At 61.5% G+C, this 24,365-nt stretch carries 26 protein-coding genes and 3 tRNA genes; 14 read left to right on the top strand and 15 right to left on the bottom strand.

Annotated elements, in window-relative coordinates; genetic code table 11:
• Entirely contained in the window at nucleotides 1-1,527 is a 1,527-nt protein-coding gene (locus LB516_RS17295; protein ID WP_224720059.1) for a hypothetical protein, read from the bottom strand.
• Between the two features lie 289 nt (nucleotides 1,528-1,816).
• Nucleotides 1,817-2,992, bottom strand: a complete 1,176-nt coding sequence (tuf, locus tag LB516_RS17290; RefSeq protein ID WP_015317986.1) for an elongation factor Tu — start codon at nucleotides 2,990-2,992, stop codon at nucleotides 1,817-1,819.
• A 293-nt stretch (nucleotides 2,993-3,285) separates the two neighbouring features.
• On the opposite strand from tuf, the gene LB516_RS17285 reads away from it, so the two are divergent.
• On the top strand, nucleotides 3,286-4,173 hold the full coding sequence (locus tag LB516_RS17285; RefSeq protein WP_023773054.1) for a DMT family transporter: 888 nt from the start codon (nucleotides 3,286-3,288) through the stop codon (nucleotides 4,171-4,173).
• A 109-nt stretch (nucleotides 4,174-4,282) separates the two neighbouring features.
• On the opposite strand, the gene LB516_RS17280 is transcribed toward LB516_RS17285, so the two are convergent.
• On the bottom strand, nucleotides 4,283-4,540 hold the full coding sequence (locus LB516_RS17280) for a GlsB/YeaQ/YmgE family stress response membrane protein (RefSeq protein ID WP_015318000.1): 258 nt from the start codon (nucleotides 4,538-4,540) through the stop codon (nucleotides 4,283-4,285).
• 131 nt (nucleotides 4,541-4,671) lie between these two features.
• Here LB516_RS17280 and LB516_RS17275 point away from each other — a divergent pair, with 131 nt between their 5' ends.
• Nucleotides 4,672-5,136, top strand: coding sequence for a YidB family protein (locus LB516_RS17275; RefSeq protein ID WP_015318001.1), 465 nt, complete (start codon nucleotides 4,672-4,674; stop codon nucleotides 5,134-5,136).
• A gap of 78 nt (nucleotides 5,137-5,214) precedes the next feature.
• On the opposite strand, the gene LB516_RS17270 is transcribed toward LB516_RS17275, so the two are convergent.
• Nucleotides 5,215-5,288, bottom strand: a tRNA-Gly gene (locus tag LB516_RS17270).
• Between the two features lie 89 nt (nucleotides 5,289-5,377).
• Nucleotides 5,378-5,462: transfer RNA gene (locus tag LB516_RS17265), tRNA-Tyr, on the bottom strand.
• Between the two features lie 200 nt (nucleotides 5,463-5,662).
• Between LB516_RS17265 and LB516_RS17260 the strand changes: the two genes are divergently transcribed.
• Entirely contained in the window at nucleotides 5,663-6,511 is an 849-nt protein-coding gene (locus LB516_RS17260) for a TrmH family RNA methyltransferase (RefSeq protein WP_140823557.1), read from the top strand.
• A 120-nt stretch (nucleotides 6,512-6,631) separates the two neighbouring features.
• Here the strand turns inward: LB516_RS17260 and LB516_RS17255 are convergent, their stop codons facing one another.
• From LB516_RS17255 to gcl, 3 genes are all read right to left on the bottom strand, one after another.
• Nucleotides 6,632-7,543 carry a 2-hydroxy-3-oxopropionate reductase gene (locus tag LB516_RS17255; RefSeq protein WP_224720058.1) on the bottom strand — a complete coding sequence of 304 codons (912 nt, stop codon included), beginning with the start codon at nucleotides 7,541-7,543 and terminating at the stop codon, nucleotides 6,632-6,634.
• Nucleotides 7,544-7,648: 105 nt separating this feature from the next.
• The gene (gene hyi / locus LB516_RS17250) at nucleotides 7,649-8,446 is read right to left on the bottom strand and encodes a hydroxypyruvate isomerase (RefSeq protein ID WP_224720057.1); all 798 of its coding nucleotides are present in this window, start codon (nucleotides 8,444-8,446) and stop codon (nucleotides 7,649-7,651) included.
• 172 nt (nucleotides 8,447-8,618) lie between these two features.
• The gene (gene gcl / locus LB516_RS17245) at nucleotides 8,619-10,400 is read right to left on the bottom strand and encodes a glyoxylate carboligase (RefSeq protein ID WP_140616909.1); all 1,782 of its coding nucleotides are present in this window, start codon (nucleotides 10,398-10,400) and stop codon (nucleotides 8,619-8,621) included.
• A 208-nt stretch (nucleotides 10,401-10,608) separates the two neighbouring features.
• Between gcl and bhcR the strand changes: the two genes are divergently transcribed.
• Both bhcR and LB516_RS17235 read left to right on the top strand, forming a co-directional pair.
• Complete coding sequence (gene bhcR / locus LB516_RS17240; RefSeq protein ID WP_224720056.1) at nucleotides 10,609-11,430, top strand: HTH-type transcriptional regulator BhcR; 822 nt, start codon at nucleotides 10,609-10,611, stop codon at nucleotides 11,428-11,430.
• A gap of 101 nt (nucleotides 11,431-11,531) precedes the next feature.
• Complete coding sequence (locus LB516_RS17235) at nucleotides 11,532-11,954, top strand: hypothetical protein (protein ID WP_224720055.1); 423 nt, start codon at nucleotides 11,532-11,534, stop codon at nucleotides 11,952-11,954.
• 67 nt (nucleotides 11,955-12,021) lie between these two features.
• Here the strand turns inward: LB516_RS17235 and LB516_RS17230 are convergent, their stop codons facing one another.
• The 3 genes from LB516_RS17230 to LB516_RS17220 form a co-directional block, all read right to left on the bottom strand.
• Nucleotides 12,022-12,327 (bottom strand): BA14K family protein, encoded by a 306-nt coding sequence (locus LB516_RS17230; RefSeq protein ID WP_041163844.1) that lies wholly within the window; start codon nucleotides 12,325-12,327, stop codon nucleotides 12,022-12,024.
• A gap of 293 nt (nucleotides 12,328-12,620) precedes the next feature.
• Nucleotides 12,621-12,845, bottom strand: coding sequence for a hypothetical protein (locus tag LB516_RS17225; RefSeq protein ID WP_224720054.1), 225 nt, complete (start codon nucleotides 12,843-12,845; stop codon nucleotides 12,621-12,623).
• Between the two features lie 201 nt (nucleotides 12,846-13,046).
• Nucleotides 13,047-13,214, bottom strand: a complete 168-nt coding sequence (locus tag LB516_RS17220; RefSeq protein WP_140717303.1) for a hypothetical protein — start codon at nucleotides 13,212-13,214, stop codon at nucleotides 13,047-13,049.
• A 156-nt stretch (nucleotides 13,215-13,370) separates the two neighbouring features.
• Here LB516_RS17220 and LB516_RS17215 point away from each other — a divergent pair.
• Nucleotides 13,371-13,446: transfer RNA gene (locus LB516_RS17215), tRNA-Thr, on the top strand.
• A gap of 104 nt (nucleotides 13,447-13,550) precedes the next feature.
• Here LB516_RS17215 and LB516_RS17210 read toward each other — a convergent pair.
• Together LB516_RS17210 and LB516_RS17205 are read right to left on the bottom strand one after the other, a co-directional pair.
• Nucleotides 13,551-14,120, bottom strand: coding sequence for a DUF2569 family protein (locus tag LB516_RS17210; protein ID WP_224720053.1), 570 nt, complete (start codon nucleotides 14,118-14,120; stop codon nucleotides 13,551-13,553).
• 127 nt (nucleotides 14,121-14,247) lie between these two features.
• Nucleotides 14,248-14,862, bottom strand: coding sequence for a TetR/AcrR family transcriptional regulator (locus LB516_RS17205; RefSeq protein ID WP_140616911.1), 615 nt, complete (start codon nucleotides 14,860-14,862; stop codon nucleotides 14,248-14,250).
• 91 nt (nucleotides 14,863-14,953) lie between these two features.
• Here LB516_RS17205 and LB516_RS17200 point away from each other — a divergent pair, with 91 nt between their 5' ends.
• From LB516_RS17200 to LB516_RS17180, 5 genes are read left to right on the top strand one after another with little or no spacing between them, the layout of a single operon-like run.
• Nucleotides 14,954-16,039, top strand: coding sequence for a spermidine/putrescine ABC transporter substrate-binding protein (locus LB516_RS17200; RefSeq protein WP_224720052.1), 1,086 nt, complete (start codon nucleotides 14,954-14,956; stop codon nucleotides 16,037-16,039).
• Between the two features lie 12 nt (nucleotides 16,040-16,051).
• Entirely contained in the window at nucleotides 16,052-16,912 is an 861-nt protein-coding gene (locus LB516_RS17195) for an ABC transporter permease (RefSeq protein WP_224720051.1), read from the top strand.
• A gap of 2 nt (nucleotides 16,913-16,914) precedes the next feature.
• A complete protein-coding gene (locus LB516_RS17190; protein WP_224720050.1) occupies nucleotides 16,915-17,697 on the top strand; it encodes an ABC transporter permease in 783 nt (260 codons plus the stop codon).
• The gene (locus LB516_RS17185) at nucleotides 17,694-18,758 is read left to right on the top strand and encodes an ABC transporter ATP-binding protein (RefSeq protein ID WP_224720049.1); all 1,065 of its coding nucleotides are present in this window, start codon (nucleotides 17,694-17,696) and stop codon (nucleotides 18,756-18,758) included. The genes LB516_RS17190 and LB516_RS17185 overlap by 4 nt, the downstream gene beginning before the upstream one ends.
• 2 nt (nucleotides 18,759-18,760) lie before the next feature.
• A complete protein-coding gene (locus LB516_RS17180; RefSeq protein WP_224720048.1) occupies nucleotides 18,761-19,522 on the top strand; it encodes an MBL fold metallo-hydrolase in 762 nt (253 codons plus the stop codon).
• A gap of 137 nt (nucleotides 19,523-19,659) precedes the next feature.
• On the opposite strand, the gene LB516_RS17175 is transcribed toward LB516_RS17180, so the two are convergent.
• Nucleotides 19,660-20,583, bottom strand: coding sequence for a hypothetical protein (locus LB516_RS17175; RefSeq protein WP_224720047.1), 924 nt, complete (start codon nucleotides 20,581-20,583; stop codon nucleotides 19,660-19,662).
• A gap of 203 nt (nucleotides 20,584-20,786) precedes the next feature.
• On the opposite strand from LB516_RS17175, the gene LB516_RS17170 reads away from it, so the two are divergent.
• Nucleotides 20,787-21,671, top strand: coding sequence for a hypothetical protein (locus tag LB516_RS17170; RefSeq protein ID WP_224720046.1), 885 nt, complete (start codon nucleotides 20,787-20,789; stop codon nucleotides 21,669-21,671).
• Between the two features lie 15 nt (nucleotides 21,672-21,686).
• Nucleotides 21,687-22,871, top strand: coding sequence for a UDP-galactopyranose mutase (gene glf / locus LB516_RS17165; RefSeq protein WP_015318020.1), 1,185 nt, complete (start codon nucleotides 21,687-21,689; stop codon nucleotides 22,869-22,871).
• Between the two features lie 133 nt (nucleotides 22,872-23,004).
• On the opposite strand, the gene LB516_RS17160 is transcribed toward glf, so the two are convergent.
• Nucleotides 23,005-23,226, bottom strand: a complete 222-nt coding sequence (locus LB516_RS17160) for a hypothetical protein (RefSeq protein ID WP_083883050.1) — start codon at nucleotides 23,224-23,226, stop codon at nucleotides 23,005-23,007.
• 306 nt (nucleotides 23,227-23,532) lie between these two features.
• Between LB516_RS17160 and LB516_RS17155 the strand changes: the two genes are divergently transcribed.
• A complete protein-coding gene (locus tag LB516_RS17155; RefSeq protein ID WP_224682436.1) occupies nucleotides 23,533-24,306 on the top strand; it encodes an NAD kinase in 774 nt (257 codons plus the stop codon).
• The last annotated feature ends 59 nt before the right edge of the window (nucleotides 24,307-24,365 follow it).

Genomic DNA, 24,365 nt, shown 5'->3' with positions numbered 1-24,365 from the left:
CTACAGCCTGGCGGGCGCGTCGGCCTGTGCATTGGCGGCTGGCAGGCCCAGGCAATTGTCAGGCTTGGCAACAGCCTTGCAAATCGTGGAGCCGGTCAGCGTGTCGACCGATTGCGGTCCCGTTGTCAGTCCAAGCTTGAGCATGGTGTCTGGGTCAAGTTGCCCCTCGGTCGAGCGTCGTTCGATTGTTGCGAACAGAGCCGGGCCGATCGCAATCTCGTCGAGGTAGGCCTTGACCACCAGCTTCTGTCCCATCGGATACAGGCTGAGCCGCGCCCGGGGACCGACAAGCCGTCTGGCGCCGCCGGCGACCACTAACGCACAGGCGGAATCACACTCCACCCCCGCATCGATGCTCAATCCGGCATAGGCTCCTTCCGTGGCCAGGCAGTTCCACGCGTCGGGGTCACAGTCGACGAAATCGGTCCGGGCAACGGCGATGTCGAGCTTTCTTTCATGGATAAGCCGCCCCATTGCGAGAGCGCTGGGCAGGTCGCCTCCGCGTGAGCTGATGACGATAGGCAGCCGCCGATCGCCAAGCGTGGCCAGCAACTGCCGCAGCTTCCGTGTCGCCTGGTTCGTGATCGCACCTTCGGCCGATATCCATTCCGGACAATCGGGATTGCACAGCGGATTGCTGCCGCGAACGACGACAAACCGCATGTCCCCGCCGGTCTTCGCGGTGTCCGGTTGAACGGTTACGGCAGCCATCGGCCTGGCTGCGGCCGATGGCGTCGTCTTGCTTGCGGGTCCAGCTATTTGCCGGCAGTTCGTGGCCGGCTGGGCCAGGCCGCAGAGGCTGGCGGCGGTCAACAGATCCACTGCGTCCCGGCTGGTGACCAACTTCATCCTCACCATGTCGTCGAGGGGAATCTGACGAATCTCACTGGCCGGCGTGGCCTTCATGATTTCCAGTACGCCGTCTGCTATCCCCATTTCCTTCAGGTACGCCGAAAGCGTCTTCTCGACGGTCCTGCTCATTTCGTAGGTTTTGTAGCTGCCAGCGTTTTTGCGGCTGACCACCTTGGTGCTGATGATCTTCTTCCTGCCGTTCACGATCCGGTACGTGGTCCGGTAGAGCAGCTTCTCCCGCTGGTATGTGGTGGTGATCTGGTGGACGCCGAGATAGCCGAAATCTCCGACGAAGCGGCGAACACCGCCGGAAAACATTAGCGGACAGGCCGAATTGCACATGGCTCCGTCGTCATAGGCCGTACCGAAATAATCGGCACTCTTGCCCTTGTTGTCCCCGCAGTTTTTTGTTTGCGGTTGGCAATCGGAAAAAACCGTCACGCCGACGGCGATATCGAGCTTGTTCTTGCGGATCATACGGCCGAGTGCCAGCGCGGCGTCGACGTTGCCGCCGGGCGAATTGACGACGACTGGCAATTGCCTTCCCTTGAGCGCCTTGAGCGTGCGCTTGAGGAGCGACGGCGTGCCCGCGTCGATGGTGCCGTCCGCCGATATCCATTCAGGACAATTGGGTTCGCATCCCGGAGCGTTGCTGCGCACGACGACGAAGCGCATGGGCGGGATGTCGAGAGGCCCATCCTCCGCTCGCGCTGTCAAAACGGGCAGAGCCATGGCGACGGCGAGGCAAACTAGTGCCCATAACCGCCATGCCTTCTCATCGAAACGGTGCCTTGGAACCACTGTCGGCAAAGCTCCCCTCAGTGCAACCTATACTAGTTGCAGCCATGGCGCTTGCAACAGCTTTGAAACAAACGCGCAATGCTTGCGTTGCGAGGCGTCTGAAACGAAAAAGGGCGGCCCGAAGACCGCCCTTTCGTTTTGAGACCGGCAGCAGCCGGATCGATTACTCTTTGATGGTGACGACGATGCCGGCACCGACGGTGCGGCCGCCTTCACGGATGGCGAAGCGCAGCTTCTCTTCCATGGCGATCGGCACGATCAGCTCGACATCGACCGTGATGTTGTCGCCGGGCATCACCATCTCGGTGCCTTCCGGCAGCGACACGATGCCGGTCACGTCGGTCGTGCGGAAGTAGAACTGCGGACGGTAGTTGGTGAAGAACGGCGTGTGACGGCCACCTTCGTCCTTGGTCAGGATGTAGGCTTCGGCCACGAACTTCTTGTGCGGCTTCACCGTGCCCGGCTTGGCCAGAACCTGGCCGCGCTCGACACCTTCACGATCAACGCCGCGCAGCAGCGCGCCGATGTTGTCGCCAGCCTGGCCCTGGTCGAGCAGCTTGCGGAACATTTCGACGCCCGTGCAGGTCGTCTTGGTCGTCGGACGGATGCCGATGATCTCCAGTTCCTCGCCGACCTTGACCACGCCGCGCTCGACGCGGCCGGTGACGACCGTGCCGCGGCCCGAGATCGAGAACACGTCCTCGATCGGCATCAGGAACGGCTTGTCCAGCGGACGAACCGGCGTCGGGATGTAGGCGTCGACCGCAGCCATCAGCTCGCGGATCGCGTCCTCGCCGATCTTCTTGTCCGAATCTTCCAGAGCGGCCAGCGCCGAACCCTTGACGATCGGAATGTCGTCGCCGGGGAATTCGTTCTTCGACAGCAGTTCGCGAACCTCGAGCTCGACCAGTTCGAGCAGCTCGGCGTCGTCGACCTGGTCGACCTTGTTCAGGAACACCACGATCGACGGCACGCCGACCTGACGGGCCAGCAGAATATGCTCGCGGGTCTGCGGCATCGGGCCGTCGGCGGCCGACACGACCAGGATCGCGCCGTCCATCTGCGCGGCACCGGTGATCATGTTCTTCACATAGTCGGCGTGGCCGGGGCAGTCGACGTGGGCATAGTGGCGGTTGGCGGTCTCGTATTCGACGTGAGCCGTCGAGATCGTGATGCCGCGCGCCTTCTCTTCAGGCGCCGCATCGATCTGGTCGTAGCGCTTGTATTCGCCAAAATACTTGGTGATCGCCGCCGTCAGCGACGTCTTGCCATGGTCGACGTGACCAATCGTGCCGATGTTCACATGAGGCTTGGTGCGCTCGAATTTACCTTTTGCCATAGTCTCTTTCCTTGGACGGCCTGGACCTTCAGTTCAGTCGAATGCGGGGCGATTAGCGATAAAGGCCAAAAAACACAAGCGTCTTTTGCCCGGGCGCCATCTCACTCGGCCAGAACCCATGATCCGATTGCGGGGATGTGGCGCTGATATGGGGATCCGTCGTTGAAAATGGAATGGGCGAAAACCGAGGGAGCAAAGCGAGGATTGCTCGGGTCTCCACGTCAGTCGCTGTCGGATTTGTCGGCGGTTCATGGCCCATTGCGGCAGCGATCCGCGTCTGATTTCCTGCGCCGATGCATTTCATCCCGACTGCCGTTCGCGGCCCGCTGTTCATGATCGTCTCGACCGGGTCGTATCTGGTCAACGACACGATGATGAAGCTCGCCACGTCGGGTTTGCCCTCCTACGAAGTGCTCTTCCTGCGTGGTGCCGCGGCAACGCTGTGGGGCCTTCCGCTGTTGTTTGCGCTCGGCTACGGCAAGCAGATCCCGCTGATCTTCGACAGGCGGGTGCTGCGCAGGAACCTCCTCGAACTGGCGGCGATCCTCTGTTACGTCGTCGCGCTCGCCAACATGCAGATCGCCGATTCCACCGCGTTGGGGCAGATCACGCCGCTGCTGATGCTGGTCGGCTCCTCGATCCTGTTTGGCGAGCGTATCGGCGGCCAACGCATGGCGCTGATCGGGCTGGGCTTCATCGGCGCGCTGATGGTGGCGCAGCCGACCATGCAAGGCATTTCGGTCTATGCCTTGCTGGCGCTCGGCAACGCGACGTTCGCCGCCGCGCGCGATCTGGCCGGCCGCAAGATCGCCGCCGAAGTGCCAGGAATGATCGTGGCGATCTCGGCGGTCGTCGTGGTCCTGATCGGCGCAGGCGCCGCGCATCTGGTTTCCGAGCGCTGGGTGGCGCCGGAGGCGCACCACCTGATGCTGATGGCGGGAGCCGGTTTCTTCCTGATCTTCGGCCACTTCTTCATCTTCATGGCCTATCGCGTCGGGCCGACCGGCGCGGTGGCGCCGTTCTATTACTGCTTCACGGTCTGGGCCGTCATTTCGGGCCTGCTGGTGTTCGGGCAATTCCCCAATGCACTGGCGGTCTGCGGCATCCTGCTGGTTGTCGCCAGTGGGCTGACCATCGTGTCGCTGGACCAGCGCAAGCGTCGGCTGGCCGTGGTCGCCTGATCCGCGGCGGCGCACCGGCATAATAGTTTCCGATACCGTGAGCGCGGTCAGCACCGACGGCGGGTTAGCGCAATTCAGGATTCGGCAGCCGATAATCCGCCGATCGCGTCTAGATGGTCCGCTTGCCCGCGAACTGATGATAGGCCCACAACACCACGACGGCACCCACGACGGCGACGATCAGGCTATAGATGTTCAGGCCGGTCACACCCGAAGCACCGAAGGCGCTGAAGATCAGCCCGCCGACAATGGCGCCGACAATGCCGAGCACGATATCCATGATCATGCCCTGACCGGTCTTGTTGACGATCTTACTGCCAATGAACCCGGCAATGACGCCGAGAATGATCCAGCTGATGATACCCATTTTTTCCTCTCCATTCCTCCGCCAACCGGACATTTTCATATGATTGTCAAAAGCTCAAGCCAGCTTGAAATTCCCCCCGAATGCGCCATTGTTGAAGACGGGCTGGGCTTGGTTGAAATGGAGGATCCACTATGGGACTTTTTGACAACGCCGTTCCCGGCGGCAATATCACCAAACCGCTGATGATCGCGCTCGGTGCGCTGCTGGTTGGGAAGATGCTGAGCGGCAGAAGCGCCGAACAGCCGGACCAGGCTCAGGCGCCGGCGCCCGCCGATCCCACGCCTGTCGGAACCGCGTCCGGTGACGGTGGGCTGCTCGGCGGACTGGGCGGGCTGCTCGACAAGCTCAAGAACGCCGGCCATGGCAATGTCGCCGACTCCTGGGTCGGCACCGGGCAGAACCAGTCAATCGGGGCCAATGAGTTGGGCAACGCGATCGGACCGCAGGTCATTCGCGAGATCGCCCAAAGGACGGGGCTCGACGAGCAGGAGCTGCTCAAGCAGCTATCGGCCGCCTTGCCCGGCATCGTCGACAAGCTGACCCCGAACGGCCAGGTACCGCAACAGCACCAGGTCGCCTCCGCCTTCAACAGCTGACGCGGCGCCCACCAATGCCTGAAGCGCTGCGCGCCTGCCGCGCAGTGTTTCGGCTTGCCGGTTGTTTCGCTGAAAATCTGGAGCGGGTAGCGGGAATCGAACCCGCATATTCAGCTTGGAAGGCTGCTGCTCTACCACTGAGCTATACCCGCGCCTTGCACTGAAGTATCGGATTTCCCGGAAAAGCGCCATGCGCTTTTCGCCTCCGATGCTTTCACGTTTCAGGCTTCCGGGCCGGCAGTGGTGGAGAGGGTTGGATTCGAACCAACGTAGGCTAAGCCAACGGATTTACAGTCCGTCCCCTTTAACCACTCGGGCACCTCTCCAGTCTGCCGCCGGAGCCATGCAACGAGGCATTCTTGCCGATCCGGACCCGAGATAGATGTCTTCTCCGAAACCAGCGAAGCGCCTTATGGCGGCAAGCCCATTGGGTGTCAACCGCGCGGCCACGGTTTTTCGATGTTGTTCGCCGGCTGCGGCGACAGGGCATATCCTTGGCCGGAGGAGACGGCTATAGAAGCCGGCCATGAGCAACAATTCCAACACCCCCAAAGACACCCACTACGCCAAGCTGCGCCGCGCCTTTCGCGACGAGAAGAGCGGCGGCGCGCCGGCGTTCAAGCCACGGCAACCAGTGCCACCAGGCGAAAACGCAGCCGACGGATTGGTGCGGCTTTATGGCCTGCATACGGTGCGTGCGGCGCTCGACAATCCACGCCGCCGGATCAAGAAAATGCTGGTGACGCGCAATGCGGCCGAACGGCTCGAGATCGCCGATCTCGCCGCCCTGCCCTTCAAGGCTGAACTGGTCGAACCCAGGGACATCGACAAGATTACCGGATCGGACGCTGTGCACCAGGGGGTGCTGATCGAGGCCGAGCCGCTGAAGCCCAAGCGCCTCGATGCGCTTGGCGACACAAGGCTGGTGCTGGTGCTCGACCAGGTCACCGACCCGCACAATGTCGGCGCCATCCTGCGTTCGGCGGTCGCTTTCGGTGCTGGCGCACTGATCACCACGGCGCGCCACAGCCCGCAGGAATCAGGCGTGCTGGCAAAATCCGCCTCCGGTGCGCTTGAGCATATCGACCAGGTCGAGGTGAAGAACCTCGCCGATGCGCTCGGCCAGTTGCACGAAGCGGGTTTCCAGACCATCGGACTCGATTCGGACGGGCCGGCTGAGCTCGAAACCAGCTTTGCCGGCGACAGGATCGCTTTGGTGCTCGGCGCCGAGGGCAAGGGCCTACGGCAGAAGACGCGCGAGACGGTAACGACGCTGGCCCGCCTCGACATGCCCGGCGCCATCCGCTCGCTCAATGTCTCGAACGCGGCGGCGGTGAGCCTTTATGCGGCGCGGGCATTTCTGAAGCGCGGCTGACTGGAAGCGGCAAGCCTCCCGCCAGAAATCAAAACGGGTCCCGGCGATGCTCGCCGGAACCCGTTCCTGGGTTAAGACGGAAGTTGACGGCTTGGGAACGTTACGCCGCCCTCTTCCGGCCTATGCCGCTTTGATTTCTTTTGCCTCCTTGCCGATTTCGAAATTCGCCATCCGCTCCAGCGCCCTGACCAGCGCGGAATGATCTTCCTTCGCGCCGCCATTGGCGGCGCAGGAATTGAACAGTTGCTGGGCGGTCGAGGTGTTGGGCAGCGACACACCAAGCGCCTTCGCACCCTCCAGCGCCAGATTGAGATCCTTCTGGTGCAGTTCGATGCGGAAGCCCGGCGCGAAGGTGCGCTTGACCATGCGCTCGCCATGCACTTCGAGAATGCGCGAGGCGGCCAGCCCGCCCATCAGCGCCTGCCTGACCTTGGCTGGGTCGGCCCCCGCTTTTGATGCAAAAACAAGGGCTTCCGCGACGGCTTCAATGGTCAGCGCGACGACGATCTGGTTGGCCACCTTGGTGGTCTGCCCGACACCATTGGGCCCGACCAAAGTGATGTTCTTGCCCATTTTCTCGAACACGGGTTTTGCACGCTCGAAGGCCGGTTCCTCACCACCGACCATGATGGTGAGCGAAGCCGCCCTGGCGCCGACCTCGCCGCCGGAAACCGGCGCGTCGAGATAGTCGCAACCGAGATCGTTGATCTTTTTTGCGAATTCCTTTGTCTCGATCGGCGAGATCGAACTCATGTCGATCACCAGCTTGCCCCTGGCCAGGCCGGAGGCGACGCCGTTGTTGCCGAACAGCACATCGGCCACCTGCGGGGTGTCGGGAACCATCAGGATGACGATGTCGGCGGCCTTCGCGACGGCGGCATGGCCGGCGACCGACTTCAGACCCTTGGCGACGAGATCGGCCGGTGGTTTTGAGCGGTGGTCGCTGGCGATGACGCTGTAGCCGGCCGCCAGCAGATGCCCCGCCATCGGCGCGCCCATGATGCCCAGCCCGATGAAGCCGATGGTTTCCATGTGTTTTCTCCAGAGAATCTTGGCTCGAATTATCGGAAGGTGGCGCTGCCCCTCATCTGCCTGCCGGCACCTTCTCCCCGTATAGAGACGGGGAGAAGGAAGCTCCTAGGCCGCCGCGCTCCCCTGCCCGGCCAGATCCCGGAACCAGCCTAGCCCTGCTTCGGTGCCGGCCTTGGGCTTGTACTCCGCGCCAATCCAGCCGGCATAACCAATCCGGTCGATATGCTCGTAGAGGAAGGGGTAGTTGATCTCGCCCGTCCCCGGCTCGTGACGGCCGGGATTGTCCGCAAGCTGGATATGCGCGATGCGGTCGAGGTTTGCCTCGATCTTGCGGGCGAGATCCCCCTCCATGATCTGCATGTGGTAGATGTCGTATTGCAGGAACAGGTTCTTCGAGCCGACGCGGTCGATCAGCGCCAGCGCCTGGTCGGAATAGTTGAGGAAGAAGCCCGGGATATCGCGGGTGTTGATCGGCTCGATCAGCAGCTTGATGCCGGCTTGGTCGAGTTTCTCCGCCGCGAAAGCCAGGTTCTCGGCAAAGACATCCTCCAGCACCTTGCGGTCGACGTTGGCTGGCGCGATGCCGGCCAGGCAGTTGACCTGCCCGCAGCCAAGTGCCTGCGCGTAGGCGATCGCCTTGGCAATGCCCTGGCGGAATTCGGGCACGCGGTCCGGCAGCACGGCGATGCCACGCTCGCCCTTGGCCCAGTCGCCCGCCGGCAGGTTGAACAGCACCTGCGTCAGGCCGTTCTTCTTCAGTCGGGCGGCGACCACCTCGGGCGCATGATCGTAAGGGCCGATATATTCGACCCCCTTGAAGCCGGCGCGGGCGGCGGCATCGAAACGTTCGAGGAAATCATGCTCGCCAAAGAGCATCGACAGATTGGCTGAAAAACGCGGCATTCTTTTTTCTCCTTTTCTTGCCTGGAACCAAAGCCGTGTTGAGATTCAGGTCAGGCCGAGTCGAAAATGGTGGTTTCCAAGAACCGGAGCGGAGCGTACTTTTCGTACGTGAGCACCGGAAGCGCAGGAAGCCGCCGTTTGCAGGCCGGCCTCACCTGAATATCAGCATGGCTTAGTCCAGCATCACGATCGCGGTGGGCGCATCTTCCTGATGTTCGGCAAGGTCCTCGAATTCGGTGATCTTGTCGATCTCGGTCCCCATCGAGATGTTGGTGACCCGTTCGAGAATGAATTCGAGCACGACCGGAACCTGGTGTTCCTTCAGCAACCGCTGCGCTTGCTTGAAGGCGCCGGCGAATTCCTCCGGCTTGCGCACCCTGACTGCCTTGCAGCCCATTGCCTCGGCGACGGCGACATGGTCGACGCCATAGCCCGCCTCCGGATCGTCGGCCCGATTGATGTTCTCGAAAGCAAGGCTGACCTCATAGTCCATCGAAAAGCCGCGCTGCGCCTGGCGGATGAGGCCGAGATAGGCATTGTTCACGACGACGTGGATATAGGGCAGCTTGTGCTGCGCGCCGACCGCCAGTTCCTCGATCATGAACTGGAAGTCGTAGTCGCCAGACAGCGCCACGATGGTGCGCTCGGGATCGGCGGCGCGCACGCCGAGTGCGGCCGGCAAGGTCCAGCCGAGCGGGCCGGCCTGGCCGCAATTGATCCAGTTGCGCGGCTTGTAGACATGCAGGAACTGCGCGCCGGCGATTTGCGACAGGCCGATGGTGGTGACATAGGTGACGTCACGGCCGAACGCCTTGTTCATCTCTTCGTAGACACGCTGCGGCTTCAGCGGCACCTGTTCGAAGTGGGTTTTGCGCTTCATCGTCTTCTTGCGGCCCTGGCATTCCCTGGCCCAGCCCGACCAATCGCGCAGCCTGCCCGCCGTCTTCCACTCGGTGGCGACGTCGAGCAGCATCTTCAGTGCAGCGCCGGCATCCGAAACGACGCCGAGATCGGGGGCAAAGACACGGCCGATCTGTGTGGGCTCGATGTCGACATGGATGAATTTCTTGCCCTTGGTGTAGACGTCCACCGAACCGGTGTGACGGTTGGCCCAGCGGTTGCCGATGCCGAAGACAAAATCGGCTTCCAGCATGGTGGCGTTGCCGTAGCGGTGCGAGGTCTGCAGCCCGCACATGCCGGCCATCAGCCGGTGATCGTCAGGAATCGCGCCCCAGCCCATCAGCGTCGGAATGACCGGAACGCCCGTGATCTCGGCAAACTCGATCAACAGGTCGGACGCGTCGGCATTGATGATGCCGCCGCCGGCAACGATCAGCGGCTTCTCGGCCGCGTTGAGCATCGCAAGCGCCTTTTCGGCCTGGGCGCGCGTCATCGCCGGCTTGAATGGTGTCAGCGGCTCATAGGCATCGATGTCGAACTCGATCTCGGCCAGTTGGACGTCGACCGGCAGGTCGATCAGCACCGGACCCGGCCGCGACGAGCGCATCAAATGGAACGCTTTTTGCAGCGCCATCGGCACCAGATAGGGCTCCATCACCGTCACCGCCCATTTGGCGACGGGCGCAGCGATCGCGGCGATGTCGACAGCCTGGAAATCCTCCTTGTTCAGCCGCGCGCGCGGCGCCTGGCCGGTGATGCACAGGATCGGAATGGAATCGGCCGCGGCCGAATAGAGCCCGGTGATCATATCGGTGCCGGCCGGCCCTGATGTGCCGATGCAGAGGCCGATATTGCCCGCCTTGGCTCGGGTATAGCCTTCAGCCATATGCGAGGCGCCCTCGACGTGGCGGGCAAGGACATGGCGGATCGTGCCCCTCGCCTTCAATGCCGAGTACAGCGGATTGATCGCCGCACCCGGCACGCCGAAGGCACAGGACATGCCTTCCTTTTCGAGAACGAGAACAGCGGCATCGACAGCGCGCATCCTGGCCATTTCCAGCCTCCACGAGATGATTGTTGGATGGCTAAGGATGTCATCGGGCGGGCGCTTTTTCAATTTTTTCAGAATATTTTTTCATTTCTAATAAACGGCTCTTACCAACTGATTTTGTTTCCTTTTCCCTTTTCCAGGATTTGCACCGAGAATTTCATGAAAAACTTTTTCGTTGCATGTTGGGAGAAACGGTCGAGAATGCCAGCCCATGGAAACGAGCGAAAAACGTCAGCGTGGCCGCCCGCGCGCCTTCAATGGTCCGGCCGAAGCTGCCTCGGTGCAGTCGCTCGACCGGGCCTTGCGTATCCTGGCCATTGTCGCGGAAGGCAGCGGCCTGTCGCTGAGCGAGATATCGGCGCAGAGCGGGCTTGCCGCCTCCACCGCCTACCGCATGCTGACGACACTCGAAAACCACGGCATGGTCGAGTTCGATACATCGGACCAGCTCTGGTCGATCGGCGTCGAGACCTACCGCATGGGCGCGGCGTTCCTGCACCGCCGCAAGCTGGTCGACCGCGCCCGCATCGTCATGCAGGAACTGATGGAGAAGACCGGCGAGACCGCCAATCTCGGCGTCGCGGAAGACGATTGCGTGGTCTTCGTCAACCAGGTCGAGACGCACCAGGCGATCCGCGCCTTCTTCCGGCCGGGTACGCGCAGCCCTTTCCATGCCTCGGGAATCGGCAAGGCGGTGCTGGCACATCTCGAACCGGAGCGCGTCGGAACCATCCTGCGCAAGGCGGGCCTGCAGCGCTATACGGACAAGACCCTTTCCGACATCTCCGCCCTCGCGCACGATCTGGCCGTCATCAAGCATCGCGGCTGGTCGGTCGACGATGAGGAGCGCCATCCCGGCATGCGATGCGTGGCCGCCGCCATCTTCAACGAGTATGGCGAGCCGATCGGCGGCGTTTCCGTGTCCGGGCCGACGGTGCGGGTCACGCCCGAGCGGCTGGCCGAGATCGGCCCGCTGGTGCGCGACGCGGCGGCCGAAGTGACGAAAATGATCGGCGGCTCGAAGGCAGGCTGATCAAGGGATAGACTAGACGCGCCGAAAATCGCTGCATGCCGCCGGCTGCATGGGATTTGACCGTCTTGCCGTCGCGTTCGAATGCATGCGAAAGGGCGCGCATGAGGAAAGTGGTTCAGCTTCTGCTTGCCGTTTCGCTGTGCGGATGCGTGGCGGCGGCACCACGACCCGATACCGGCGACCAGCGGGTCAATCCCATCCCGATCTCGCTCGCGCTGGAGGAGATCATCACGGCCGGTATCCGCCAGCGGCTGCCGGATTCAGCCTCCGCCAGGTTCGGAACCATGTTAGCAGGCGAGCGAATGCTTGATGGCCGCGAGGAGATCGTGGTTTGCGGCACCGTCAATGCCAAAACCTCGTCCGGCGCCGGCGACAAGCCGTTCATCGCCAAGGTCTACCCGGACGCCGCAAGCCGCTTCGAACTGGTCGCGATGGGCGACGAGACCGAGGCTGCCCGGCTTCAGATTGGCGGCACCTGCCGCGCGGCCGGTCTGCCGATCCTCGACTCGAAGATGCACCTCTAGAAAGACGGTCTTCAAACGACGAAAAGGGGCTGCCTCGCAACCCCTCTTTCCAGTCGCCCGCCGCCACTCAGAGCCGGCAGTAATGGCTGTAGCCGTCACGGCCGATATAGGTGTCGGAGTCCGGATCGTAGCTGGAGTAGCGATCGAAGCAGCGGCGGACGTGCCAGGAACCGCCATCTTCATCGACATAGACGGTGCGCGGCTGCTGCTGGGCAAGCAGGCTGCCGAGAACGAAACCGCCGACGCCGGCGGCGATGCCGATGCCGAGGCCGTGGTGATGCGAGTGGGCAGCAGAGGGCTGGACGGTGCCGACCAAAGCGGTGGCGGCGACGGTGGTGGCGATGAGGCCGGAAACGAGTGTGCGCTTGAACATGATGATCTCCTTGCTTCGTTTGGAGAGGCGAGCCATCCGCCTCTTGATGATCTGTCGTTGCGGCAAGGAAAAAGGTTCGACGGGGTTTTGATTTTTTTCGAAGAGCAGGAATTCGCTGGCTGAAAAGGCGTGGCGGCCCTCGCCGACGTTGATCATCCATTCCTGCACTTCAGGCACCTTGCGCCGATCGGTCATCGTCCGTGACGGCGACTGGAAGCGCCGCGTTCGATGAGAAAAGGGCGGCCGAAGCCGCCCTTTTCTGGATTGGTTTCAATCAAGCCGCCAGGCTGCGCTCAGTAGAGGATGATGTGGCGGTGGTGGTGATGACGATGATGGTGATGGCCATAGACCCACCAGTAATCCGGATAGTCCGGGTAATCCTGGTAGTAGAGGTAGTCGTCGAAATGACGATGATGATGATGCATGCCGTGAGCCGACGAAGACTGAACGGTGCCGGCGAGCGCGCCGGTTGCAACGACGATGGCGATGATGCTGGAAACGAAACTGCGCTTGAACATGATGATCTCCTGGATCTCTGATCGAGGCGACCATTCGCCTCTGAGGATCAGTCGGCGCGCCGCGGCGAAAGGTTCGACAGATCTGGAGATTTTTTTGGCGCACTGTTGGCGAAACTGGGTAGGCAGCACCGGCTCGCGCCATGACCGGCAGCAATTGCTCACTACTCACTACTCACCACTCCCCACTCCCCACTCCCCCACTCAGCCCATGCCGGTGACATGCCGAAGCCAGAAGGCGAGCGCGATAAAGCCGATGAAGGTGGTGACGCCTGTCCAGTCGACATTGGCCTTCTTCACATCGCTGATGAGCTTCACCAGCAGCATCCACGCCACGACGACGATAGGGAGAATGATGACAAGCCTGATCATGCGACACTCCGTTCAGCGCATTGCACTTACCCTGATGTAGGAAGCGCGTTCGCGGATTTCAGCATGCGGACGCGTGGGCATCCTCCACCACGGCTGATGCCCAAAAACGGAGTTTTGTCTTTACTGGCGCAACAAATATGCTAACCGGAGCGCCGTGCCCTTGTAGCTCAGCTGGTAGAGCAGCGGTTTTGTAAACCGAAGGTCGGCGGTTCGATTCCGTCCGGGGGCACCACCTACGCTCTTCGAGCTCCGGGTGGCAGGCCACCCCAAGCCCGTAGAGACGCAGGAGTGTCCTCCGAAAACCCCCTTGTAGGGCGATTACGTCGCCACCCCCCTTTACGAAGCGCTCGCGATTTGGGCCGACACGTTCGTCCTGGTGAACGTATTCCTCACCCTCACAGACTTATAGACATAAGCGGCCCAGATGCCGGTCACCACAGACGAAGCCATGGGGGCCGCCAGCGCGTTGCCAGCGAGCACCTTGTTTACCGGAACGCCCAGGATTGACGAAATCCAGATCGTATCCAGGATAAACACAACAGGAATCGCAAACCATTGGCAGAGAAACAATTGCGGGAATCGACGGCTTCGCCGCAGCATTGAAACCAGCACCACCAGCTGAAGCGCCAGAAATGCCAGATTGAGGGCAACCTCGCCATACACAGCCAGAGAGCCGTTTGGGAAGGTCATGAGTTGCTGGTAGCCGTCGGCGGAATTGCCGAAATCGGCGAGCGTGCGCAGCGGTGACAATGTCTGACCGATAGCCAGCAGCATCAGCCAGCCACCGAAGCCCACAAGTGACTCAGGATTCTGCGACGGCTTCGCGGCTGACCGGACAGCAAAGAAAACAGGCACGCCGATCAGCAGCAGCACGATCGCCCAATGCCAGATGGAAAACGTCCCCATTTACCCTTCCCCCTTTTTATACCCCTATAAGTTGTAGCAGATTTCAAACTCAACTCAAGAGCCAATCATCGCGTAAGACGCCGTCCGATGCCGAAGCGACAACTTCTCCTGCCTGCTCCTGACGCCCTCACACTCCGATCGCCGCCACCAATATCCGGTTCTGCCGCCGTATCGCGGCCCTCAACTCCGGTATCCTGGCTTCATCCCGCTTCACGAATTCGATGAACATCATGTTCATGTTGTTGAAGATCAATTCGCCGAGTGCCGTGCCGTCGATATCCTGCCGCACCAGGCCGATCTCCTGAAGGCGGGCGATCAGCGCGCGGATCTGTTCGGTGAGCGAGCGGTCGAGGCCAGTATAAGCCTGGCCGAACGGGCTGTCGGGCAGTTGCGTCGAGATCGCCATCGCCTGCCGCCACATCTCCTTGCTGAGATAGTGCAGCGAGTGCTCGATATAGATGCCGATCAGCGTGTCCAGGGCGTCGCCGACATTGGCGGGCGGCCGGGCGACCACGCCGCGCCCGGCATTGAGCACCTCGTCGACTTCCATCGAGACGATGGCGCCGAGAATATCGCCTTTGTTCTGGTAGTAATTGTAGATGGTGCCGATCGAGACTTCGGCTTGCGCGGCGATCGTCTCGATCTTGGCGCCCTCATACCCGGCCTCGCGAAAAAGCGCCGCCGCCGCCTCGATGATACGCCGGTGGCGATCCGCCTTTTGCCTTGCCCGCAATCCGCTCATATCAGCCTCTTGTCACAAAAACAGAATTGACTCAATTTTAGAATTGGTTCAGTTTTTTGCAAGAAGCCACAAAGGCAAGGGAGAACACTCGATGTCCGTCAAATCCGGCAATCCGCTTTCCGTCCTGAAGCGCCAGATGCACGCTGCATGTGCCGCCACGGCATTGCTGCTTGCGGCGGGCAGCCTCGCCGAAGCCGCCGATCTCAACGCGCTGATCTGGTGCGACCATTCCGATCCGGCGCTGCTGCAGCCTTTCGAGGAGGCCAACAACGTCAAGGTCAACGTCAAGGAATTCGAAGGCACCGGGGCTGGGCTGGCCATCATCGAGCAGTCGCAGCCGGGCGACTGGGATGTGATGGTGATCGATAGCATCGACGTGCCGCGCGGCGTCGAGAAAGGCCTGTTCGAGCCGCTGCCGGAAGACAAGCTGCCGTTCGCCGATCTCTTCCCGCAGGTGAAGATGGACGGCTCGACCATTGTCGGCGGCAAGCGCTACGGCATCACCGAAAAGTTCGGTTACAACACGATCGGCTTCAACAAGACAAAGGTCGATCCGGCGGACATGCAATCCTTGGCCTCGCTGACATCAGACAAGTACAAGGGCAAGGTCGCCATCTACGATTATTATCTCCCCGTCATCGGCATGGCGGCATTGGCCATCGGCAAGAAGACGGCCGATCTCACGGAAGCCGACCTGCCCGCGCTCAAGGAAGAGCTGCTCAAGATGAAGGCCAATGCCAAGCTGGTCGGTGAAGTCACCGCCAGCCAGACGGCGCTGGCGACCGGCGAGGTCGACATATTGGTCGGCGGCGGCGAATGGGTCACGGCAGGGCTGGCCAAGGAAAACCCGGCGCTGGACTTTTCCATTCCAAAAGAAGGTGCGGTGCTGTGGTCGCAGTCGCTCGCCATGTTCAAGGATTCCAGGAACAAGGACATGGCGCTGAAATTCATCCAGTACATACTGAGCCCCGAGGGCCAGGCACTGCTCGCCACCTCGTCCTGTTACTGGGGCATGCCGTCCAACACCAAGGCCGCATTGACCGACGACCAGAAAAAGGTCCTGCGCTTCGACGAGCAGCCCGGCTTCCTCGCCCGTGCGCAGGCCTATCCGGCGCCGAGCGCCGACCTCGACAAGAAGATGCAGGATATGTGGACCGAAATGCTGCAGGCCAAGTGAGCCGATACGCTGATGAGCGCCGCGGGAAACAGTGAGGGCGCGCGGACAGGCCGTGCCCTTCCCTGGGCGCTGGTCACACCGGCACTTGGCTGGACGCTTCTCTTCTTCGTGCTGCCCTTCGTCGCCATGGGACTTTCGAGCTTCACCGCGCAGGAGGGCGGCGGGGGCACCCTGTCCAACTACAGCCAATTCTTCACCAACCCCGCCTACTGGCAGGCGATGGTGAACTCGCTGCAGGTCACCGCCATCGTCACCGTGGTTTCCGTGCTGCTTGCCTATCCCTTCGCCTGGATTCTGGCCGAACAGGTTCCTGAACGCTGGCAGCGGCTGGCGCTGATGCTGGCCGTGCTGCCGTTCTGGACCTCCTATGTCGTGCGCTCCTACTCCTGGCTGCTGGTGCTGGCGCAGAACGGCGTCATCAACCGGGTACTGACTGGCATTGGCGTGGTCTCCGAACCGCTGCAGCTCGCCAATACGCGCCTGGCCACCGTCACAGGCTTCGTGCATTTCTTCGTCATGCTTTTGACGCTGACCATCTTCGCCAATCTGAAGCAGCTCAGCCCCAGTTACCGCAAGGCCGCCGCCGATCTCGGCGCCGGACCGGTGCGCGCCTTCCTGCATGTCATCCTGCCATTGACCTTGCCCGGCATCATGGTCGGCGCTTTTCTCACTTTCGTGCTGTGCATCGGCGACTACATCACGCCGCAGATCCTCGGCGGGAACAACGAGCTTCTGATGCCGCAGCTGGTGATGATGCAGATCGGCCGGCGCGGCGATTTTCCATTGGCCTCGGCGCTGTCGATCATCCTGATGGCGGTCGTGACCATCGCCTATCTCGCCTGCGCCCGCTGGCTAAAGATCGAGCGGACCTGATCATGCGCAGCATTGGCCGCATCGCTTCCTGGATTTACGCGCTTGCCGTCTACGGCTTCATCTTCCTGCCGGTCGTCGTGCTGGTGCTGTTCTCGCTGCAGTCGACGTCCTTCCCCATTCCCCCGTTCACAGGCCCATCGCTGCGCTGGTACGAGGCGGTTCTTTCCGATAACCGGCTGACTTCGGCGCTGGCCAATTCGCTGCTGGTCGCGGTTCTTTCCTCGGCCGCAGCCGTCATGCTCGGCTTCCTGTCGGCCTGGGGGTTCGCGCGCTTCGTCCTGCCAGGCTCGGGCCTGCTGCGCGGTTTGATCACCTTGCCGCTCACCGTCAGCTATCTCATCATCGGCATGGGGCTGCTGGTGCTGTTCAACTGGGCCGGCGTGCCGAAATCTCTGCTTGCCGCCGGGATCGGCCATGTGGTTATCAACCTGCCGCTGTGCTTCGCCATCATCTACAGCCAGTTGGGCGACCACCAGATCAACATCGAGCGCGCAGCGCGCGACCTCGGCGCGCCGGAATGGAAGGTGCTGCTGTTGATCACGGTGCCAGTCACGGCGCCGGCCATTTTCGCCGGCTTCTTCCTGTCGATGACCTTCTCCTGGGACGAGTTCGTGATCTCCTTCCTGCTGACGCGCTTCGAGACCACGCTGCCGGTGGAAATCTGGAACCTGCTGCGCTCCGGCCTCAACCCCAAGACCAATGCGGTCGGTTCGCTGGTCTTTGCCGTCTCGATCGTGCTGGTGGTGTTCTTCGAACTGACCTTGCTGCGAAGGAAATCGGCATGAACGCGCCCCTGGTCGATATCCGCGACATCTGGCACCGCTTCGGCCAGCATCCCGTGCTGAAGAATGTCTCGCTGACGATAGCGGCCGGCAGCTATACGATCCTGCTTGGACCATCCGGTTCCGGCAAGACGACGCTGCTCTCCATTCTCGGCGGTTTCGTCAATCCGAGCGAAGGCAAGGTTCTCATCCGCGGCCAGGACTGCACCTCGGTGCCGCCCGCCAAACGCCCGACGACGACGGTGTTCCAGGATTATGCGCTGTTCCCGCATATGAGCGTCGGCGGCAATGTCGGTTTTGGGCTGCGCATGCAAGGTGTCGATGGAGCGACGCGGGCAGCAAAAGCGCGCGATGCGCTGGCCCTGGTGGGCCTCGCCGCCGCCTTCGACAAGAAGCCGCACCAGCTTTCCGGGGGCCAGCGCCAACGCGTGGCGCTGGCGCGCGCCCTGGTGATCGAGCCGGCGGTGCTTCTGCTCGACGAGCCGCTCGGGGCGCTCGACCTGAAACTGCGCCGCCAGATGCAGGACGAACTGAAGGCGATCCAGAAGCGGGTCGGCACCGCCTTCATCCATGTCACTCACGACCAGGAAGAAGCGATGGCGCTGGCCGACCATTGCGTGGTGATGAATGACGGCCGCATCGAGGACGAGGGGCCGCCCGAGCGCGTCTATGCGAGGCCGGCGACGCGTTTTTCCGCGACCTTCATGGGCGAGAGCACGATCCTTGCCGGCACTGTCATCGAGACCGGGGACAGGACGAGCACCGTCACGACACCGGTCGGACCGGTTTCCTTATCCAGTGCCTTGCCGTTGGGGTCTACTGCCGCACTGGCGATACGCCCTGAGCACCTTGTGCTTGGCGCTGCGTCGGCTGGCACGAAGCTCGGCGAGGCTGATGTGAGCGACGTCGTTTTCCAGGGCAGTTTCAAGCGCGTGCTGGCGACCTCCGTCGAAGAGCCTTCCCTGCGGTTCATCGCCAAGCTGCCGGCGACCTCCATCGTCCATGCGGGCGACAGGGTCGCGATTTCCTGTGATACCGACCAGATCATCTTGCTGACGGATTGAACATGAGCACGCTTGCGGCCATCGACGCACCGGACTGGTACGAAACAATCCGCATGGCCGACGGCATCACGCTGATCCACGAGCCATGGATAAAACCGTTCTTCCGCTGCAATATGTGGCATGTGCGCGGACGCGACCGCGATCTCCTGTTCGACACCGGCCTCGGTCATTTCAGCCTGCGCACCCATGTGTCCCTGGTGAGCGAGCGCAAGCTGACCTGCGTTGCCAGCCACACGCATTTCGACCATATCGGCTGCCACCATGAGTTTTCCGATCGCTGCGTGCATTCGGCCGAAGCGGCAATCCTGGCCGATCCGCGCAACGAATGGACCGCTGCCGGCACCTATGCGACAGAAGAGATGTTCGATGGCATGCCGCGGGGCTGGGACACGGCGCGCTATCGCATCCAGCCCGCGCCGGCCGACCGTATGCTCGCGCATGGCGACATCATCGATCTGGGCGACCGGGCCTTCGAGGTCGTCCACACGCCAGGCCATTCGCCGGGCGGCATTGCGCTCTACGAGAAGAAGACCGGCATCCTGCTGTCCGGCGACATCATCTATGATGGCCCGCTGATCGATGATGTCTACCACTCGGACATACCAGATTACATGGCGACGCTGCTCGCCATGCGCGATCTCGACGTCTCGGTCGTCCATGGCGGCCATTTCTCGAGCTTCGGCAAGGTGCGCTACCGCCAGTTGATCGACGAATATCTCGAACAGAAACGTCAGGCCGGCTGCCATCTGCGGCAGCGCCCTTGAGGGCTGGAGTTACGGCATCAAGTCGAAATGGCGTGGGAAGGCCTGGGGCGGCACGAGCCCGTCACCACCCCTCGCAGTGCGCTGGTGGTGACACAGTGGGCGACCGGCTCGCGACACGAACGGCCGGAGCCAGTGCGTCACTCGGGAATGGGTGCCGGAAGCGAGATTGTATAGCGCGGTGGCGCCGATCCCCTGCGGCGTCTCCTCCATTGCCTCAGCTGCTCCCTCCAGCCGACTGGCGGTTTTTCGTAGACAGGGGGAGCCAGGCCGGCGAGCTCATAATAACCTTCGAGAATGTTGGTGCGCAGTAACTGGCGTTCCTGTGTATAGAAGCTGAAATGCGCGACGAGCAGGTCACCGAAAATCTTGCCCGGCCGGTCCAGCTTGGCCGGAAGCGTCGCCGACAACCACTCTTCCTCGTCGCCGCGCGGTTGAAAGTGCTCTCCGAGATCGACAATGTCCGATCCGAAAAAACCGATTGCATTGATCGAAAAGCGTGACAGCCTGATCTCCCGGTCCGGCACGCGAAAATCCTGGAGCCGATTGGAGCGCACAGCTTCAATGAACACCGGGTGTATGGCCTGCGGAAAGGTCGCATGCGCCCAGGAGAATTCGCATGACGCCTGACAGGTAAGCGGGCCATCCACCCGCACCCTGGAAAGCTGCTTGATCAGCGAATTGCAGATTGCGTTGTTGACGATCAACGGGGCGTACCAGATGGCCGATCCCCTTTCGGCCATGACCCTTGCCATGAATTTTCGAAAGAAGCCGTCCTCGACAAAAACTACATCGTCGTCGAGGCGTAGGTAGAAAGCACCGGGATCGTCGCAAAAGCGATAGAAATCGCCGATGACGTTGATCCCGCCATCGGCATGTGGAAGCCGCTTGATCTTGCAACGCGGATCGGAGGCCGCCAATCTTTGTAGATAGGCCCGGTCAGCCTCGTTGCGACAGTTGTCCCAGAGGTGCCACTCATGCACATCGGGGTTTTTCAAAACATGATGGCCAAGCAGACGCAGATATTTCTCACGACCGGCCGGGGTGACAACGATCAGTTTCATAGAATTCCTGGTTCCTGTAAAATCAGAGTCCCGTATATAAGCGAATCTTGACGTCATGACGTTTAAATACACCCGTTATGCCGGCAAGACATCGTGCTCAGGTAACGCCAGGAGATCTTCCTCATGCCCTTAGCATTCAACTTGCTTTCGTGTAGGGCTCGCCGAGGACCCGGATTGAGGGTATGAGTGTCGGAAGCAGGACTTTGACGAACACCACACACCGCAATCTCGTGATAGTCAGGGCAGGCGACAAATCTCTCCATCGTGGATGGGGGGCGGACGATCCCAATTGTGAATTTGATTTGATCGTCAGCTACTTCGGAAGTGATCCATCTGCGTTTCGGCTGCCGCTTGAAAACCGAGTCGACTACAAGGGCGGCAAATGGGATGGCATCCATGCTCTGCTGAGCCAACAGCCCGAACTTCTTGACCGCTACCAGTATGTCTGGCTGCCGGACGACGATCTGGAAGCGGACCGGGCGACCATCGAGGCGATGTTCGCCAACATGCGCCGGCTTGGCCTCCATATCGGCCAGCCGTCACTGACGCTGGACAGCTATTATTCCCACCTCCCGTTCCTCCGCTGCAGGAGCTTCGAGTTTCGCCTGGTAGACACGATCGAGATCATGGCCCCCTGCCTGAGAGCCGATGTAGCGGCCAAGATGCTGCCTCTGTTCAAACACTCCATGAGCGGTTTTGGTCTGGACTTGTTGTGGACCAGGCTTGCCGAAGAAAACCGTGGAACATCTGCCGTGTTCGACGCCTTGCCGGTCCGCCACACCCGGCCGGTGGGAGCTCACCTGAAAACAGCGATGCTCGAGTCAGGAAGAACGCCCGACAAGGAATATCGCCAATTGGCGTCGCAATATGGATTTGGCGAGCTTTTTCCTTTGTCCTATGAGGCCGTCGATCGAAAAGGCCGGCGCTGGCGGTCGAAATCGATGATCGGCCTGCGTATGGTGGCCGACTATCTCTTGGACAGGAAAGCCTTTCGCCAGGCGAATCGATTGATGGAATTGTTATGGCGCCTTCTGCGCAGGCAGTATTCCAAGTCCGCCGACTTGTCCCAAATAATTCTCAAGCCCTAAGGTTCGGATACGCGAATGGACAGGACCCTGCTGGGCAAGGCCGAAATCCTCATTGTCGGCGCTGGTTTTTATGGTGCAACGCTTGCCGAGCGCATCGCCACGCAACTCGGGCGACGCGTGCTGGTAATCGACCGGCGCCGGCACATCGGCGGCAATGCCTACACCGAACAAGATCCTGTCACCGGTGTGGAGATCCATCGCTACGGGCCGCATCTGTTCCATACATCCAACGAGGAGGTCTGGAATTACCTGCGTGCCTTCACCGGTTTTACCGCCTATCGCCATCGTGCATTCTCGACATATCGCGACAAGGTCTATCCGCTGCCGATCAACCTTGCCACGATGTCCCAGTTCTTCGGCAGGCGGCTAAGTCCGGACGAGGCACGCGACATGATTGCCGAGCAGGCGACGGAAGTTGGCGACCGTCCGCCGGCCAATCTTGAGGAGAAGGCGATCTCCCTGGTCGGCCGCCCTCTCTACGAGGCCTTGATCAAGGGTTACACCGCCAAGCAATGGCAGACGGATCCGCGCGAACTGCCGGCGCAGATCATCGCGCGCCTGCCGGTTCGCTACACATTCGAGGACGGCTATTTCAACGACCGGTTCCAGGGCCAGCCTGTGGACGGCTACACGGCGATCTTCGAAAAGATGCTGGCGCAGGAGCTTATCGAAACACGGCTTGGCATCGACTTCTTCGACATCAAGTCCTTGCTGCCGAAGGACCTGCCGGTCGTCTACACCGGGCCGATCGACCGCTACTTCGACTATAGCGAAGGCGAACTCGGCTGGCGAACCATTGATATCGATCTGGAGGTCATGGACACGCCGGACCATCAGGGCACGGCGATCATGAACTACGCGGACGAGGCCGTGCCTTATACCCGCGTGGTCGAATTCCGGCATTTCAACCCGGAGCGCCAGCACGGGAGCGCCAAGACGCTCATCGGCCGTGAGTATTCCCGTTTCGCAGGCCGCGCCGACGAGCCTTATTATCCGATCGACACGCGCAAGGATCAGGCGGTCTATCGCCGCTATCTCGACCGGGCGGGTGCGGAGAAAAACCTGCACCTCGGGGGACGGTTGGGAACCTACCGCTATCTCGATATGCATCAGGCGATCGGCGCCGCCCTTAAGGTCTTCGAAACCGTGCTCGAGCCCTATTTCGCCGGTCGGCTCGATTCCGTCTCGCGTTCGACATGACGGGCCGGGTTCTGAAGCCGCAAATCTCCGGTTTTCAGGTCGTCGCCGCCGATTTGCCATCGGCGGCTATCCGCTTCCTGAACCATTCGAAAGTACGCCGGATCCCCTGGTGCGGATCGATGCGGTGTTTGACCTATAGCGCCCTTTGCGGGCAAGGCATGCCGGCGGCATCGCCGCAACGCGACGCCGTGGGGATCGGCCTGGCGCTCGTTTCTTCCGACTGGCGCACCAGTTCTGCGAAGACAAGCGCGAAACTTCCCAACATGAGAAAGACGATGATCAGGCGTGCTACCGGCAATATGTCGGCCTCGTCTGGCTGGCGCATATCCCCTGGCATCGAGAACCGCGGGTTCATGCACGCATATCTGAACTGCCGCAGCGTCCTTTGCGTCCCGAAGTGGCAAGGTAGTGCTGCGGGCGCCCCACGCCACCCCATGCCGGCTAACATGATCGACCCGGCTTTACGAGAGCTTAAGCCCTGCCTTAACCATCACATTCGCTCGCGCCGTGACATCAACCGCGACCGGCTGGTGCGGCGGCACTGCCGCACCCTCGTCTCATGGGCTGACAGAGGCTCTCTTTGCAGACCTGCATGCCCCATGCTACCTCGGCGCTGGCGCGCCAGAACCTGCCGGCGCCAATCGGTCGCGATCGGGGAGCCATGAGCACAGCCACCAACAGCATCGCCTTCGTCTCGTCCGACACAGCAGACGCCAAGGCGGCGCTGGATAGCCTGTCGGCGCGCTATGGCCAATCTTCGGTCGCCGAGGCGACCGTCGTGGTGGCGCTGGGCGGCGACGGCTTTCTGCTGCAAACATTGCGCGACACGATGGGTACGGGAAAAAAGGTCTACGGCATGAACCGTGGCACCATCGGCTTCCTGATGAACGAATACCGGTCCGGGGGGCTCACCGAGCGCATCGCGGCGGCGGTCGCCGAAACGATCCGCCCGCTGGAGATGCTGGCAACCACCTCGGATGGCGAACACGTCACGGCACTGGCGATCAACGAAGTGGCGCTGTGGCGCCAATCCTACCAGACGGCCAAGATCCGCATCAGCATCGATGACCAAATACGGCTCGAGGAACTGAACTGCGACGGCGTCATGATCGCGACGCCGGCCGGATCGACCGCGTATAATCTTTCCGCGCACGGCCCGATCCTGCCTCTCGACGCGCCGCTTTTGGCGCTCACGCCGGTCAGCCCGTTTCGTCCGCGACGCTGGCGCGGCGCATTGCTTTCCAACAAGGCGACCGTGCGCTTCGACATTCTGGAGTCGGAAAAGCGGCCGGTGAACGCGGCCGCCGACCACACGGAGGTCAAGGCGGTGACCTCGGTCACGGTGCGGGAATCGCCAACGGCCACCGCGACTTTGCTGTTCGATCCCAACCACTCCTGGAACGAACGCATCCTGGCCGAACAGTTCCGTTACTGAGCCGGCACAGTGACACGAGGCCGGATTAAGCATCGCGATTAAGGTTACAACTTCACAAT

The sequence above is a fragment of the Mesorhizobium sp. CO1-1-7 genome, assembly GCF_020164885.1.
GTDB lineage: Bacteria > Pseudomonadota > Alphaproteobacteria > Rhizobiales > Rhizobiaceae > Mesorhizobium > Mesorhizobium australicum.
The sequence above is the reverse complement of the archived record's forward strand: the minus strand, read 5'-3'. Positions and strand labels throughout refer to the sequence as shown.